Annotated in this window: 13 protein-coding genes; 7 read left to right on the top strand and 6 right to left on the bottom strand. The window is 68.4% G+C overall.

The window, feature by feature from the left end; genetic code table 11:
• Nucleotides 1-102: 102 nt before the first annotated feature.
• The 5 genes from ABNX08_RS22435 to ABNX08_RS22455 form a co-directional block, all read right to left on the bottom strand.
• On the bottom strand, nucleotides 103-969 hold the full coding sequence (locus ABNX08_RS22435) for a MaoC family dehydratase N-terminal domain-containing protein (RefSeq protein ID WP_022537897.1): 867 nt from the start codon (nucleotides 967-969) through the stop codon (nucleotides 103-105).
• A gap of 45 nt (nucleotides 970-1,014) precedes the next feature.
• Nucleotides 1,015-1,839, bottom strand: coding sequence for a CoA ester lyase (locus ABNX08_RS22440; RefSeq protein WP_022537898.1), 825 nt, complete (start codon nucleotides 1,837-1,839; stop codon nucleotides 1,015-1,017).
• 10 nt (nucleotides 1,840-1,849) lie between these two features.
• Entirely contained in the window at nucleotides 1,850-3,232 is a 1,383-nt protein-coding gene (locus tag ABNX08_RS22445) for an MmgE/PrpD family protein (protein ID WP_022537899.1), read from the bottom strand.
• A gap of 71 nt (nucleotides 3,233-3,303) precedes the next feature.
• Nucleotides 3,304-4,506 carry a CaiB/BaiF CoA-transferase family protein gene (locus ABNX08_RS22450; protein WP_022537900.1) on the bottom strand — a complete coding sequence of 401 codons (1,203 nt, stop codon included), beginning with the start codon at nucleotides 4,504-4,506 and terminating at the stop codon, nucleotides 3,304-3,306.
• Nucleotides 4,507-4,515: 9 nt separating this feature from the next.
• Nucleotides 4,516-5,685, bottom strand: a complete 1,170-nt coding sequence (locus ABNX08_RS22455) for an acyl-CoA dehydrogenase family protein (protein ID WP_022537901.1) — start codon at nucleotides 5,683-5,685, stop codon at nucleotides 4,516-4,518.
• 512 nt (nucleotides 5,686-6,197) lie between these two features.
• On the opposite strand from ABNX08_RS22455, the gene ABNX08_RS22460 reads away from it, so the two are divergent.
• Both ABNX08_RS22460 and ABNX08_RS22465 read left to right on the top strand, forming a co-directional pair.
• Nucleotides 6,198-6,665, top strand: a complete 468-nt coding sequence (locus ABNX08_RS22460; RefSeq protein WP_349608833.1) for an MgtC/SapB family protein — start codon at nucleotides 6,198-6,200, stop codon at nucleotides 6,663-6,665.
• A 195-nt stretch (nucleotides 6,666-6,860) separates the two neighbouring features.
• A complete protein-coding gene (locus ABNX08_RS22465; RefSeq protein ID WP_022537903.1) occupies nucleotides 6,861-7,370 on the top strand; it encodes a DUF2628 domain-containing protein in 510 nt (169 codons plus the stop codon).
• Nucleotides 7,371-7,405: 35 nt separating this feature from the next.
• On the opposite strand, the gene ABNX08_RS22470 is transcribed toward ABNX08_RS22465, so the two are convergent.
• Nucleotides 7,406-8,308 carry a LysR substrate-binding domain-containing protein gene (locus tag ABNX08_RS22470; protein ID WP_022537904.1) on the bottom strand — a complete coding sequence of 301 codons (903 nt, stop codon included), beginning with the start codon at nucleotides 8,306-8,308 and terminating at the stop codon, nucleotides 7,406-7,408.
• A 190-nt stretch (nucleotides 8,309-8,498) separates the two neighbouring features.
• Between ABNX08_RS22470 and ABNX08_RS22475 the strand changes: the two genes are divergently transcribed.
• From ABNX08_RS22475 to ABNX08_RS22495, 5 genes are all read left to right on the top strand, one after another.
• Nucleotides 8,499-9,413: an SDR family NAD(P)-dependent oxidoreductase gene (locus tag ABNX08_RS22475; protein ID WP_022537905.1), complete on the top strand. Its 915-nt coding sequence runs from the start codon at nucleotides 8,499-8,501 to the stop codon at nucleotides 9,411-9,413.
• 1 nt (nucleotide 9,414) lies between these two features.
• On the top strand, nucleotides 9,415-10,674 hold the full coding sequence (locus ABNX08_RS22480; RefSeq protein WP_022537906.1) for a CaiB/BaiF CoA-transferase family protein: 1,260 nt from the start codon (nucleotides 9,415-9,417) through the stop codon (nucleotides 10,672-10,674).
• Nucleotides 10,675-10,772: 98 nt separating this feature from the next.
• Nucleotides 10,773-10,979 (top strand): DUF6494 family protein, encoded by a 207-nt coding sequence (locus tag ABNX08_RS22485; RefSeq protein ID WP_022537907.1) that lies wholly within the window; start codon nucleotides 10,773-10,775, stop codon nucleotides 10,977-10,979.
• 304 nt (nucleotides 10,980-11,283) lie between these two features.
• Nucleotides 11,284-13,476: a type I secretion system permease/ATPase gene (locus ABNX08_RS22490; RefSeq protein WP_022537908.1), complete on the top strand. Its 2,193-nt coding sequence runs from the start codon at nucleotides 11,284-11,286 to the stop codon at nucleotides 13,474-13,476.
• The gene (locus ABNX08_RS22495; protein ID WP_022537909.1) at nucleotides 13,460-14,860 is read left to right on the top strand and encodes an HlyD family type I secretion periplasmic adaptor subunit; all 1,401 of its coding nucleotides are present in this window, start codon (nucleotides 13,460-13,462) and stop codon (nucleotides 14,858-14,860) included. Before ABNX08_RS22490 ends, ABNX08_RS22495 begins: the two co-directional genes overlap by 17 nt.
• The last annotated feature ends 26 nt before the right edge of the window (nucleotides 14,861-14,886 follow it).

Raw genomic sequence — 14,886 nt, forward strand, 5'->3', positions numbered from 1 at the left:
TCACCCGAAGTTAACACCGTCCAATCCGGTTTACAACCTTTCCTATCGAGATGTGGGTAAAGGCAAGCCCGCAAGCGGGAGAGGGAGCAAACCGGCAGCTCTTTAGCCTTCTACTTCAGCCCATCCCTGCATCGCCTGCCCGCCAGCATCATCGCCAGTCCACAGCACCAGCCGCCCAGGTTGCGCCGGATCAGCTGTGCCGCCAACAGTGATGATGTCCTGATCGAACAACGGCGCCAGCCCGCGGAACCCAAAGCGCTTCACGCGTGCCTGCGGCTGTTCACGCGCCACTAGGTCCAGCATTAGCATGGCCTGCATCGGCCCATGCACCACCAGGCCGGGGTAGCCCTCCACGTCGCGCGTGTATTCGCGGTCGTAGTGGATGCGGTGCCCGTTGAACGTCAGCGCCGAATAGCGGAACAGCATCACCGGATCCGCCTGCAGCGTGCGCTGCCATTGCGCGGTTCGCTCCAGCCGCGGGCGCGGCGCCTGTGGCTTGGACGGGTCCGGCATGGCGCGGTAGACGATGTCGTGGCGCTCGTTGACGGCGGTCTTGCCATTGACGGTCAGTTCATGGTCGACGGCGACGAACCACAGCTCGCCGGTGCGGCCGGTCTTGTACTGCACGTCCTTGATGGTGGAGGTGCGCGTGACGGTATCGCCGAGATGCAGCGGATGGCTGAAGGTCAGCTCGCTGCCGGCCCACATGCGTCGCGGCAGCGGCACCGGCGGGAAGAAGCCGCCAAGCGAGGGATGGCCGTCGCGCCCCAGTTCGCGCTGTGGCGCGCGTGGCAGGAAATAGAGCCAGTGCCACAGCGGCGGCAGCGGGCCGGCGGCGATGGCCTCGGGATCGAGGTCGAAGGTGGCCGCGAGCCCGATGACCGGTTCCGGCGACAGCGTTTCGGTGCGCGATTCGCTGCGGCCGATCCAGCCGCGCAGGCGTTCGAGTTCGGAGTTGGCGTCAGTCATGGCATCAAAGCCCTCTAAAACATCGGGTGGAAATCGGGGAGCGCGCTATTGCGCCAGCGCCAGCAGCCGGCGCGCCTGCTCGATCACGGGGCGGTCGACCATCTTGCCGTCGACCTGCACTGCATGGCTGCCGCTGGCGGTGGCTGCCAGCACGCGGCGGGCCCAGTCCAGTTGTTCGGCGCTTGGCAGGAAGCCTCCACGTACCGCGGCGAGTTGTGCCGGATGGATGCAGAGCTTGCCGGCAAAGCCGAGTTCGCGCGCGTAGGCGACATCATCGGCCAGCACCGCTTCGTCCTTCAGCGCGGTGGTCACGCCGTCGACCGGCGGCGGCAGCCCGGCCACGCGCGAGGCCAGCACGATGCGCCCGCGCGCGAAGGCCAGTGCGTTGCGCGTATGGCTGCAGCCCAGGTCGACCGCATAGTCGAGCGAGCCGAAGGCCAGGCGCGCCACACCGGTTGCGCTCGCCACGGTATCGACCTGATGCAGGCCGCGCGCGGTCTCGATGATGGCGACCAGTTCGCCTTGCGGATTGATCGCATGCAGGGCCTGCGCGATGCCCGCCAGTGCGGCGGCATCCTCCGCTTTGGGCACCAGCAGCCCGGCCAGCGCGGTGCCGGGCGGCAGCGCGCGCAGCCAGGCCATGTCGGCGGCAAAGGCGGGCGAGGCGCTGTCGTTGATGCGGACAAAGGCGTTGGCCGCGGGACGGCCGGCCAGCCAGGCGCCGATGGCCTCGCGCGCGGCGGGCTTGGCGTCCGGATGGACCGCGTCCTCGAGGTCGAGGATCATGACATCCGGGCCGGCCGCGGCGGCCTTGCCGAAGCGTTCCGGCCGGTCGCCCGGCACGAACAGGTAAGTGACTGCAGTGGACATGCGCGGGTTCTCAGCGTGCGGCGGGCAGCCAGTCGTTGACGTTGGGCGCCTGCTCCAGCGCCCACACGCGGCGGATGATCTCGCGCATTTCGGCCTCGCTGGCGCCGTGGCGGAAGGCGCCGAGTTGCAGCGCCTTGGCTTCCAGTTCCGGGCGCGACAGCGTGTTGTCGGGATCGCCCTTGGGCACGTCGACGCGCGCGGCCAGCGTGCGGCCGTCGGTGGTCTTCACGGTCACGCGGCCGATCCACTGGCGCGGGTAGGCGGCGTTGATCTCGTCGTCGAGTTCCATCTCGACCTTGCCGCGGAATGCAGTCACCCTGTCGTCCTGCAGCGCATGCTGCTCGAACTCGCCCAGGCCGGCATGGCCGTGCACGGCCACCAGGCCCAGCACCGTGCCCATCGAGAACTTGGCCTGGTGGATGGTGGTCGGGTTGACCACCGGCCCGAGCACGTCGATGGCGCCCTGGTGCACGTGCGTGGTGACGCCGGCGACCTGGTCGGCGGCGATGCCTTCGCGCTGCATCACGGCCTTGAGCGCATCGGCGGCCGGGTGCGTATGGCGGCACGAGGCGAAGAACTTGAACGAGGTCTCGGCGGTGGCCCAGCGCGTGCCGAGGCCGTCGGTCAGGCAGGCGGGATTGGCATCGCTCGACATGCCGGCAGCCATGCCCTGCGCGCCTTCCAGGATCTGCTTGGCCCCGGTGAAGCCCGCGCGTGCGAGCCAGGCCGATTGCAGGCCATTGGCCGCGGCCTTGGCGGTGTGCAGCTGCTTGGAGTCGGCGGCGTCGCGCAGGAATTCCCACAGGCCCGCGGCCTGCGTGCCGGCCGAGCCCAGCGCCTGGTTGATGCCTTCGGCGTCCAGGCCGTAGAGCTTGGCGACGGCGGCGGCGGCAGCCAGCGTGCCGACGGTGCCGGTGGTGTGGAACACGCGGTAATGCGAGCGGCCCATGAACTCGCCGATGCGGATACCTGCCTCATAGCCTGCGATCGAGGCCAGCAGCATTTCGGCACCGGTCTTGCCTTCGGCCTGCGCCGCGGCCACCACGGCGGGGAACACCACGGCGGCAGGGTGCAGCACCGAGCCGTTATGCACGTCGTCCTGCTCGACCACGTGCGAGGAGGCGCCGTTGATCAGCGCGGCGAAATAGGGCGAGGTGCGGCGGCGGTCGACCAGCACTTCGGCCTCGCCCTGGGCCGGGCCCATGGCCGCGGCGAATTCCTGCAGCTTGCGTACCGCCGGCGCATCCTTGCCGGCGATGGCCGAGGCGATCCAGTCGAGGAACAGGTCCTTGGTGCGCTCGATCACGGGCGCGGGCACGTCGGCCAGCTTGAGGTCGGCGAGGAAGTCGCACAGCTGGCGGGTCGGGTAGGTAGTGTCTGCGGGTTGGCTCATGCCGGCTCCGGAGATGGATGTGTACTTGCAGAAAGGAAAAAGCGCCCGGTTGCCCGGGCGCCGGTATTGGCTCAGATAGTCTTCCGGTCCACCAGCGCAGCGATGTCGCTGTCGGCGTAGCCGAGCTCGGCCAGGATCTGCCGGCTGTGCGCGCCCAGTGCAGGAACATCGCCCATCACCGGCTCCACGCCCGACAGGTTGGCCGGCGGCAGCAGCGCGCCGATGGTGCCGCCCGGCACCGCGACTTCGCGCCAGCGGTTGCGGGCGGCCAGTTGCGGGTGGTTCCAGACGGCTTCGATATCGTTCATCGGCGCGTTGGCGATCTGCGCCGCGTCCAGCAGCGCCTCCGCCCGCGATACGGTCATCGAGGCAAAGCGTTGCTCGATGATTTCAGTCATCGCGGGGCGGTTCTTCACGCGGCCCGAGTTGGTGGCGAAGCGCTCGTCCTGCAGCAGCTCGGGCTGCTCCAGCACCTTCTCGCAGAAGGCGCGCCATTCGCGCTCGTTCTGCAGGCCGAAGATCACGCTGCCGCCGTCGCCGGTGCGATGCACGCCATAGGGTGCGATGGCCGGGTGCGAGGCGCCGAAGCGCGCCGGCGGCGTGCCGCCGTAGTGGCCGAAGTAGAGCGCATAGCCCATCCATTCGGACAGCGCCTCGAGCATGGTGACCTCGACGCGTACACCCTTGCCGGTGCGCCCACGTTGCAGCAGCGCGGACAGGATGCCGGTGTAGGCGTACATGCCAGCGGCGATGTCGGCAATCGAGATGCCCGCACGCGAGGGCTCGTCCGGGCCGCCGGTGATGCCGATCAGGCCGGCGGCGGCCTGGATCAGCAGGTCGTAGGCTTTCTTGTCGCGATACGGGCCGGCATCGCCGTAGCCCGAGATATCGCACACGATCAGCTTGTCGTAACTGGCGTGCAGCGTGTCGAAGTCCAGGCCCATGCGCGCGGCGGCGCCGGGCGCCAGGTTCTGCACCAGCACGTCGGCGTCGGCCAGCAGCTGGTGCAGGACCTTCTGCGCCTCGTCCTGCTTCAGGTCGAGGGTCAGGCTTTCCTTGCCACGGTTGAGCCAGACGAAGTGCGAGGCCTGGCCGTGCACGGTCTCGTCATAGCCGCGCGCAAAGTCGCCCGCACCTGGGCGCTCGACCTTGATCACGCGTGCGCCCAGGTCGGCCAGCTGGCGCGTGGCAAAGGGTGCCGCCACCGCGTGCTCGAGCGAGACCACGCGGATGCCGTCGAGCGGCCGGATGTCCTTGGGCGAATTGACAGACATGCGCGGCCCTCAGAACGAACGCGGCAGTTCGAGCACGTGCTCGGCCACGAAGGACAAGATCAGGTTGGTCGAGATCGGTGCCACCTGGTACAGGCGGGTTTCGCGGAACTTGCGCTCGATGTCGTACTCGGCGGCAAAGCCGAAGCCGCCGTGGGTCTGCAGGCAGACGTTGGCTGCTTCCCACGAGGCGTCGGCGGCCAGCAGCTTGGAGATATTGGCTTCCTTGCCGCAGGGCTTGCCCGCGTCGAACAGCTGCGCGGCCTTGTAGCGCATCAGGCTGGCGGCTTCCACATTGATGTACGAGCGCGCGATCGGGAACTGCACGCCCTGGTTCTGGCCGATCGGGCGGTCAAATACGATGCGGTCGCGCGCATAGTTGCTGGCGCGCTCGACGAACCAGTAGCCATCGCCGATACACTCGGCGGCGATCAGGATGCGCTCGGCGTTGAGGCCGTCGAGTATGTACTTCAGGCCCTTGCCTTCCTCGCCGATCAGGTTCTCGGCCGGGATCTCGAGGTTGTCGAAGAACAGCTCGTTGGTCTCGTGGTTGACCATGTTGCGGATCGGCTTGACCGTCAGGCCCTTGCCGATGGCATCGCGCAGGTCGACCACGAACACCGACAGGCCTTCGGACTTGCGCTTGACCTGGTCCAGCGGCGTGGTGCGCGCCAGCAGCAGCATCAGGTCCGAGTGCTGCACGCGCGAAATCCATACCTTCTGGCCATTGACGATGTACTTGTCGCCCTGGCGCACCGCGGTGGTCTTGAGCTTGGTGGTGTCGGTGCCGGTGGTGGGCTCGGTCACGGCCATCGACTGCATGCGCAGCTCGCCCGAGGCAATGCCCGGCAGCCAGCGCTGCTTCTGCTCGTCCGAGCCGTGGCGCAGCAGGCAGCCCATCACGTACATCTGGCCGTGGCAGGCGCCGGAATTGCCGCCGCTGCGGTTGATTTCTTCCATGATGACCGAGGCCGCGGTCAGCGACAGGCCCGAGCCGCCATAGGATTCCGGGATCAGGGCCGACAGCCAGCCGGCCTGGGTCAGCGCCTGGACGAACTTCTCCGGGAAGGCGTTCTGCTCTTCCACGCGTTGCCAGTAGGCAGAGTCGAAGCCGGCGCAGAGGTCGCGCACCGCTTCGCGGATTTCGGGGTAGAGCTGGTCTGGATCCTGTTGTGCAAGCATGGGATGGCCCGGTTCGATTTGAATGGGGGCCATTATTCCCGAGCCCCCTGCACGCCGAAATTCGGATTTGCGAAAGAGCGGCTTAGGGGACCCGGAAGCGGGGTGCGGCAAGCACGACGCCCGGCAGGGGCCGGGCGTCGGGAGGCGACGGCGCCTGGCGGCGCCGCGCGGTCGGGGGAAGGGGCCTGTGGCCGCAGCCTTGGCCCCGTGGATCAGTGTACGAACAGCCAGATCAGAATCAGAACGAAGGCTGGGACACCAAGTAGCCAGGCGAGGATGTAGGGCATGGTGTGGCTCCTGTCGAAGTCATGTCGCGGTGATTCCAATATAGGAACCGGGGCGTAGCGGGACTGTCGGGGACCTTCCGCTTGCCTTGTAGGACGCCACCGCATGCTCAGGGCGGGGCGCTTGCGGCGATGTGGCGCCGGCGTCCCCGCTTTGCGGGCGCCACGTTCCCGGCGCGTGCCCCGTGCTACGCTCGGGTCTGTGCCACAGCACCCGGAGGCAAAGCGATGGATGAGGTCTGGTCCGAAATCTACAGCGCGCTGCGCGCCGAATTTGCCGACGTGCCCGACGCCGGCGAGGCCACCCGCATCCTCGTGCGCCTGTGCGTGGCGGTGGTGCTGGGCGGCCTGATCGGCTATGAGCGCGAGGCCGCCGGCAAGGCTGCCGGGCTGCGCACCCATATGCTGGTGGCGCTGGGTTCGGCGCTGTTCGTGCTGGTGCCGCTGCAGGCCGGGGTGCCGCTGGCCGACATGAGCCGCGTGCTGCAGGGCCTGATCGCGGGCATCGGCTTCCTGGGCGCCGGCGCGATCCTGAAGCAGAGCGACGAGGCCCATATCAAGGGCCTGACCACGGCCGCCAGCATCTGGATGGTCGCCGCCATCGGCGTCGCCGCCGGCCTGGGGCGCGAAACCACTGCCGTGATCGCGACCGTCTTCACGCTGATCATCCTGCAGATCCTGTGGCGCTGGAAATAGGAATAGGGCCGGAGAATTACCCGGCCCGGGGCGAGGATGCGCCGGCAGCACCGCGGCCGCCAGTCCTGCCCCGATCCTGCGCCAATCTCCGCCGCAATGCGCGCTAGCGCACGCAGGCGGCGCGCCGCCTGGCCTATGCTTTGGCACAGGCTGCGCCGCGACGGACGAGCGCAGCGCAGGCAGGGGGAGGTTGGCATGAAATCATCGATCCGTGACGACGCGGCGCTGGCCGTTTTCGTGGGGCCGCGCTACCCGTTCTACAGCGCGCGCTGGGCCCTGGCCGTGGGCCGCGGCGGCATGTCGTGGAACTGGGCGGCGTGCCTGCTGGGGCCGTTCTGGATGGCCTACCGGCGCATGTACTGGCAGGTGGGCGTCTATGCGCTGATCGTCTGCGCAGAGCCGGTGCTGCACGCGCTGTTCCGTCTGGACATGCCGCTGGTGCTGTCGCGGCCGATGCTGTATGCGCTGGCGCTGCTGCTGGGCATGTATGGCAACCAGCTCTACCGCTGGCATGCCGAAACCACGATCCGGCGCCTGCGCGACTATCACTGGTCGCCGGAGCTGGTCAATTATTCACTGGCGCGCAGCGGGCGCACCAGCTGGCCCGGCGTGTTCGCCATGGGCCTGCTGCTGGCGGTGATGGTGGTGTCGCTGCGTCCGCTGGCGGGGTTGGTGGCGCATTCCGCGGGCCTGGCCGCGGGCTGAGGGGCTGATTCGCTGCAGGGCGGCGCAGGCGGGCCTTACACCGGCTCGCGCGCCGCGTCCACCAGGTACTGGATCAGGGTCTCGGCAAACTGGGGCAGCTCGCGCCCAGGGCGGCGGCACAGGCGCAGCTCGCGCTTGGCCCATTCGTCTTCCAGCTGGATGAAGCGCAGCACCTTGCGGCTGGCGTAGCGGCGCGCGCAGCTGTTGGGCACGATGGCGATGCCCGCGCCGGCCTCCACCATGCGGCACACCGCGTCGAAGCTGCCCACCTGGATGCGCAGGCTGATGCGCTTGCCCATGCCGCTGGCGATGCGGTCCAGGAACGACTGGATCGCGCTGAACTGGTTCAGGCCGACGAAGCGGCAGGTATCGAGCAGGTCAGCAAAATGCAGCCGCTTGAACGCCGGCAGCGGGTGGTTGACCGGGGCGATCACGATCAGCTCGTCGCTGCACAGATGCATCACGTCCAGGTCCTGGGTGGCGACTTCACCCGCGACGATGCCCAGGTCGGCCGCGCCCGCGCTGATCGCCGAGACGATTTCCTGCGACAGGTGCTCCTCCAGCTCGATATCGACATCCGGGTTTTCCGTCAGGAAGCGCGACACACCGGCGGCCAGGAATGAGTTGGTGGCGGTGGTGTTGGCCAGCAACCGCACGCGGCCTTTGACCCCTTTGGCGTACGGCCGCAGGTCGGAATGCAGGCACTCCAGCTCGCGGAAGACTTCGCGCGCGTGGCGCAGCAGCGCATCGCCAGCCGGCGTCAGGCGCACGCCCTTGACCTGGCGGATCAGCAATTGTGTCTGGAACGCCTCTTCCAGCTGCTTGATCCGGGTGCTGGCCGCGGGCAGGGACAGGAAGCTGCGCTCGGCTGCACGGGTCAGGTTCTCCGTCTCGCCGACGTTCAGAAAGAGGCGGAGGTCTGTCAGGTCGTAATGCATGGGCTTCCGTAAGGCCAAAGGCCACTTTTGTGATTCGTGAATTCCAATGTCGCGGCCGCCAATTTATCGTATCCCGCGGGGCATTGACATCCGGACTGACCGCATTGGCGCGCCATGTGCCCGCGGCGAAAGGGTGTTTGCCGGATTTGCGGTCGGTGACCGCACAAAAAGTATTCAGAGGAGCAACGCAGTGAGCGGTTTGATGGCAGGCAAGGTCGCGCTGGTGACGGGCGCGGGTGGTGGGATCGGGCGTGGCATCGCGCTCGCAATGGCCGCCGCCGGCGCCAAGGTTGTGGTCAATGACCTGGGCGTGTCGATGACCGGTGAAGGCGGCGACGCCGGCCCCGCCCAGCGCGTGGTCGATGAAATCCGCGCCGCCGGTGGCGAGGCCGTGGCCAACACGGACAGCGTGTCGACCTGGAACGGCGCCAATGCCATCGTGCAATGCGCGCTGGACCACTTCGGCCGCATCGACGCCGTGGTCAACAACGCCGGCAACCTGCGCGACCGCATGTTCTTCAAGATGAACGAGGAAGAATGGCGTTCGGTCATCGACGTGCACCTGCACGGCACGTTCTTCGTCAGCCGCGCCGCGGCCAACTACTTCAAGGACCAGGAGGGCGGCGCCTACGTGCACATGACCTCGACCTCGGGCCTGATCGGCAACCTGGGCCAGGCCAATTACTCGGCGGCCAAGCTGGGCATCGCCGCGCTGTCCAAGTCGATCGCGCTGGACATGCAGCGCTTCAACGTGCGCTCGAACTGCATCGCGCCGTTCGCGTGGAGCCGCATGACCAGCTCGATCCCGGCCGAGACGCCGGAAGAGAAGGCACGCGTGGCCAAGCTGCAGAAGATGGAAGCCGGCAAGATCGCGCCGGTGGCGGTGTACCTCGCCAGCCCGGCCGCCAGCGAAGTGAACGGCCAGATCTTCGCGGTGCGCGCCAACGAGATCATGCTGATGAGCCAGCCGCGCCCGGTGCGCTCGGTGCATATGAGCGAAGGCTGGACGCCGGAGAGCGTGGGCGAGATCGCCATGCCGGCGATGCGCAACAGCTTCTTCAAGCTGGAGCGTTCGCCCGACGTGATCGGCTGGGACCCGATCTGAGATGGCGGGCACGCAAGCCACGCGAGAAACCCGTGGCACCCGGGGCGCCCTTGCGGGCGTCCGGGTGCTGGACCTGTCCCGCATCCTGGCCGGGCCCTGGTGCGCGCAGAACCTGGCCGACCTGGGCGCCGAGGTCATCAAGGTCGAACGTCCCGGCGCGGGCGACGACACCCGTTCGTGGGGGCCGCCCTGGCTGCCTGGCGCGGACGGCCAGCCGTCGCGCGATGCCACCTACTTTGCCGGCGCGAATCGCGGCAAGCAGTCGGTGACGCTCGATATCGCCAGCCCCGACGGGCAGGCGATCGTGCGCGAGCTGGCCGCGAAGTCGCAGATCGTGCTGGAGAACTACAAGGTCGGCGACCTGAAGCGCTACGGGCTGGACTACGACAGCCTCAAGGCGCTTAATCCGTCGATCGTCTACTGCTCGATCACGGGCTACGGCCAGACCGGGCCGAGCGCGCACAAGCCCGGCTATGACTTTATCTTCCAGGGCCTGGGCGGCCTGATGAGCGTCACCGGCGAGCGTGACGACCTGCCCGGCGGCGGCCCGCAGAAGGTGGGCGTGGCCGTGGTCGACATGCTCACCGGCATGTATGCCACGGTGGCCGTGCTGGCCGCGCTGCGCCACGCGGAGCGCACCGGCGAGGGCCAGCATATCGACATGGCCCTGCTGGACGCGGTGGTCGCGGTCGGCGCCACGCCGATCATCGCCCAGCGCGTGACCGGCAAGGCCATGCCGCGCTACGGCAACGCGCACGCCAACATGGTGCCCTACCATGTGTTCGCCACCGCCGACGGCTACATGATCGTGGCGGCCGGCAACGACGGGCAGTGGCAGGCTTATTGCCGCGGCATCGAGCGTCCCGACCTGGCCGCCGACGAACGCTTCGCCACCGGCCCCGGCCGCATCGTCCATCGCGAAACGCTGGTGCCGATGCTGGAGGCCCACATGCGCACGCGGCCGACGGCGCACTGGGTGCAGGCGCTGGAAGCGCAGGGCATTCCGTGCGGGCCGATCAATGACTACGGCCAGGTGCTGGAGGACCCGCAGGTGCGGCATCGCGAACTGCAGGTCGACCTGGTGCGCGAGGACGGCAGCCTATGCCCGACGGTCAAGAGCCCGCTGCGCCTGTCGGCCACGCCGGTGCAGTATGACGCGCCGCCGCCCCGGCTGGGCGAGCATACCGAGCAGGTGCTGCAAGCCGTGCTGGGCCTGTCGGCCGAGCGGATCGCGAAGCTGCGGGAGCAGCGCGTGATCTGACGGGGACCCCGGCGGGGGCCTGCAAAACGCCCCGCATTGCCCCCGCATCGCCTAGGCTGTCTTGGTAGCGGTCGCAAGCCCGCTCCCAGGAGACAGCCATGAACGAGGAAACCTTCAACCTCAGCATCCGCAAGTTCCTGAAGGTCGTCGGCGTCAGTTCCCAGCGCGAGATCGAACAGGCGATATCGAAGGCGCTGGCCGCCGGCACCATCGCCGGCACCGAGCGCTTTCCGGTCTCGGTGACCCTGGAACTGCCGGGCGTGCAGCTCAACGTGCGGTTCGACGGGGAGATCCAGCTCGAGTGAGCCGGTTGTTGTTGTACCCGGCGTCACCCGTTTCTTGCGTGAAACGCCAAACGGATGATTCCGTCCAGCCCCTTTGTTGCGCCCGCTGATCCATCTGCACGATGGGCGCGCCAGCCCCCCGCGCCTATTCTTGCGAAAAACGCCACACCAATGGGACCGGGGGGACACCATGGCTGGATGCAATTGGCGCAGGCTTTACGCAGGGAGCGCGGTATTCGCAAGCCGCGCAGCGATGATGGCGCCAGGCCGCATCGCACGCCACCGCGTTGGCCACGGGCCGCGCTGAAGCAGGCAGGCTCCCGCCATGCATGCCGCCGCACCCGCACGCCCTGTCGAGGACGCCGGTTGGAATATGCCGGATCCGGCATCCCGACATGCCCGTCCCGACGATCCGCTGCTTGCGTGCCTGCTATGGCTGGCGCGACGTTTTAACCGCCCAGCTTCGGCCGAAGCCCTGGTTGCCGGCCTGCCGCTTGAAACGCATCGCCTGACACCAGCATTGTTTCCCCGTGCGGCTGCGCGCGCCGGTATGTCGGCCCGGCTGGTCAGGCGCCGGCTGGACGAGATTCCCGAGCTGGTGCTGCCTGCGATCCTGCTGCTCGACCAGGGCGAGGCCTGCGTATTGCTGCGCCGCGGCGGCGAAGCCGGACAACTGCTGGTCGCGATGCCGGAGTGGGGGGAGGGGGAGCACGCTGTCCGCAGCGAAGACTTGCTGGCCCGCTACACCGGGCATGCCATCCTGGCCCGGCCCACGCACCGCTTCGAGACGGCGGGCGAGCCAGGGCCGACGCCGCCGCACGAGTGGTTCTGGGGCGTGCTGCGCCACTCGTGGCCGCTTTATGGCGAGGTGATGGTGGCCTCGCTGCTGCTCAGCCTGTTCGCGCTGGTCATGCCGCTGTTCACCATGAACGTCTATGACCGCGTGGTGCCCAACCATGCGCTGGAAACGCTGTGGGCGCTGGCCATCGGCGTCGGCCTGGTGCTTGCCTTCGAACTGGTGATGCGGACGTTGCGGGGCTATTTCGTCGACGTGGCCGGCCGGCGCATCGACGTCACGGTCTCCGCGACAGTGTTCGAAAAGGTGCTGGGCATCGAGATGAAGGCGCGGCCCGCGTCCGTGGGCAGCCTGAGCAGCCAGCTGCATGAATTCGAGTCCGTGCGCGAGTTCCTGACCTCGGCCACCATCACGACCCTGATCGACCTGCCGTTTGCCGCGGTCTTCATTGCTGCCATGTTCTGGGTCGGCGGCCCGCTGGCATGGGTGCCGCTGCTGGCGGTGCCGCTGGTGATCGGCATCAGCCTGGCGCTGCAGGGTCCGTTGTCGCGCGCGGTACGCGCCAGCAGCGCCTGCGCGGCCCAGCGCCAGGCGGCGCTGGTCGAGACCCTGGTCGGGCTCGAAACCATCAAGACCACCGGCGCAGAAGGCCCAGCGCAACGCAACTGGGAACAGGTGGCCGGCCAGATGGCAAAGCTCGGGCTGCGGGCGCGGCTGCTTTCCGCCTGCGTGATCAACGTCGCGCTGTTCGCCCAGCAGGCCGCCACGCTGGTGGTGGTGGTCATCGGCGTGTACCTGATTGCCGACGACCGGCTGACCATGGGCGGCCTGATCGCCTGCACCATCCTCGCCGGCCGCGCGCTGGCGCCGCTGTCGCAAGTGGCGGGGCTGACCACGCGCTATCACCAGGCCCGCACCGCACTGGCCGGCATCGACCGGATGATGGCGCTGCCGGTCGAGCGCCCGCCCGGCAAGCATTTCCTGCATCGTCCGCCATTGCGCGGAGAGATCGAGTTCCGCCAGGTCAGCTTCCGCTATCCGGGCCGCGACAACGCGGCACTGGACGGCGTCTCGTTCCACATTGCCAGCGGCGAGCGGGTCGGGCTGATCGGCCGCATCGGCTCGGGCAAGACCACGATCGAGAAGCTGATCCTCGGCCTGTACGCGCCGGATACCGGCACGGTGCTGGTCGATGGCGCCGAAGTGCGCCAGCTCGACCCGGCGGCGCTGCGGCGCGATATCGGCTATGTGCCGCAGGACGTGATGCTGTTCAGCGGCACCATCCGCGACAACATCGTGATGGGCGCCCCGTACGCCGATGACGAAGCGGTGCTGCGCGCGGCGCGCGTGGGCGGCGTCAGCGACTTTGCCGATCGCCTGCCGGACGGCTATGACCTGCGGCTCGGCGAGCGTGGCGAAGGGCTGTCGGGCGGCCAGCGCCAGGCCATCGCCATCGCACGTGCCGAGTTGCTGCAGCCGCCGCTGCTGTTGCTCGACGAGCCGAGCAGCGCGATGGACAACCGCACCGAGGAGCAGTTCAAGGCGCGCCTGGCCGCGGCGCTGGGCGGGCGCACGCTGATCCTGGTCACGCATCGCGGCTCGCTGCTCAGCCTGGTCGATCGCCTGATCGTGATGGACCAGGGTCGCATCGTCGCCGACGGTCCCAAGGCCGAAGTCCTGAACGCGCTCGCGGGGAGGAAGCTCCATGTCGCCTCAGCCTGACCCGCAACGCGTCGCGCCGCCCCGACGCATGGCGCGATGGCTCGCCGCCGCGCTGAGGCCGCGTGCCGACGACACCGCCTTCATGGGTGAGCGCGATGCGGCTGCGATGGCCCAGCCGCGCTATTTCACGCACTGGATCCTCTGGTCGGCCCTCGTCTTTGTCATGGTGGCGCTGGCCTGGGCTGCGCTGGCGCGCGTGGATGAAGTCACGGTGGGCGAGGGCAAGGTGATCCCGTCGAGCCAGGTACAGGTGGTGCAGAACCTCGAAGGCGGAATCATTGCCGAGATCATGGTGCGCCCGGGCCAAGTCGTGAAGAAGGACCAGGCCCTCATGCGCATCGACGATACCCGCTTCACCGCCTCATACCAGGAGGGCCGCACCAAGGACGATGCGCTGGTGGCGCGCATCGCCCGCCTGAGCGGCGAGGCCGGCGGCACGGACTTCGTCGCCAGCGCACCCGCCGATGCCGAGGGCCGCCGCTTCGTCGCCGAGGAGCGTTCGCTGTTCGAGTCGCGCAAGCGCGCGTTCGAGGCCAACCTTGCCGTGCTGCGCCAGCAGTCCGAGCAGCGGCGACAGGAACTGACCGAGAAGCGCTCGCGCGAGCAGCAGCTGCGGCAGAGCCACCGGCTGGTGGCGCAGGAGCTTTCCATGATGCGCCCGATGGTGGCGCAGGGCGTGGTGTCCGACGTCGACGTGCTGCGGCTCGAGCGGCAGACCAATGACCTGAAGGGCGAGCTCGATGCCACGCGGCTCGCCATGCCGCGCCTGGAAGCGGCCTACCGCGAGAGCCAGCAGAAGCTCGACGAGGCGGCCACGCATTTCCGCGCGGAGGCCATGCGCGAACTCAACCAGGCCAAGGCCGAGCAGGCGGCGCAGAGTGCCACCAACACGGCGCTGCAGGACCGTGTCGACCGTACCCTGGTCCGCGCGCCGCTGGCCGGCATCGTCAAGCAGCTCAAGATCAACACCGTGGGCGGCGTGGTGCAGCCCGGCATGGACCTGCTGGAAATCGTCCCGCTCGAAGACACCTTGCTGGTGGAGGCGCGCGTGCGCCCGGCTGACATTGCCTTCCTTCGGCCCGGGCAGCCGGCGACGGTCAAGCTGTCGGCCTATGACTTCTCGGTGTATGGCGGCTTTCCCGGCACCGTCGAGCATATCAGCGCCGATACGCTGACCCCGGAGCGCCCCGGCGAGCGCCCCGAAAGCTACTACCTGGTGCGCGTTCGCACCCGCGACAACCGGCCCGGCGGCAGCGCGGTGCAGGTGCCCATCCTGCCCGGCATGGTAGCGACGGTCGATGTGCTGACCGGGCAGAAGACGGTACTTCACTACCTGCTCAAGCCAATCATCAAGACCAAAGAGATGGCGTTCCGCGAACGATAAGCGAGCGTTACCCACAACGACAACAA

It is taken from the genome of Cupriavidus sp. DF5525 (assembly GCF_040149425.2).
GTDB classification, from domain to species: Bacteria; Pseudomonadota; Gammaproteobacteria; order Burkholderiales; family Burkholderiaceae; genus Cupriavidus; species Cupriavidus pickettii_A.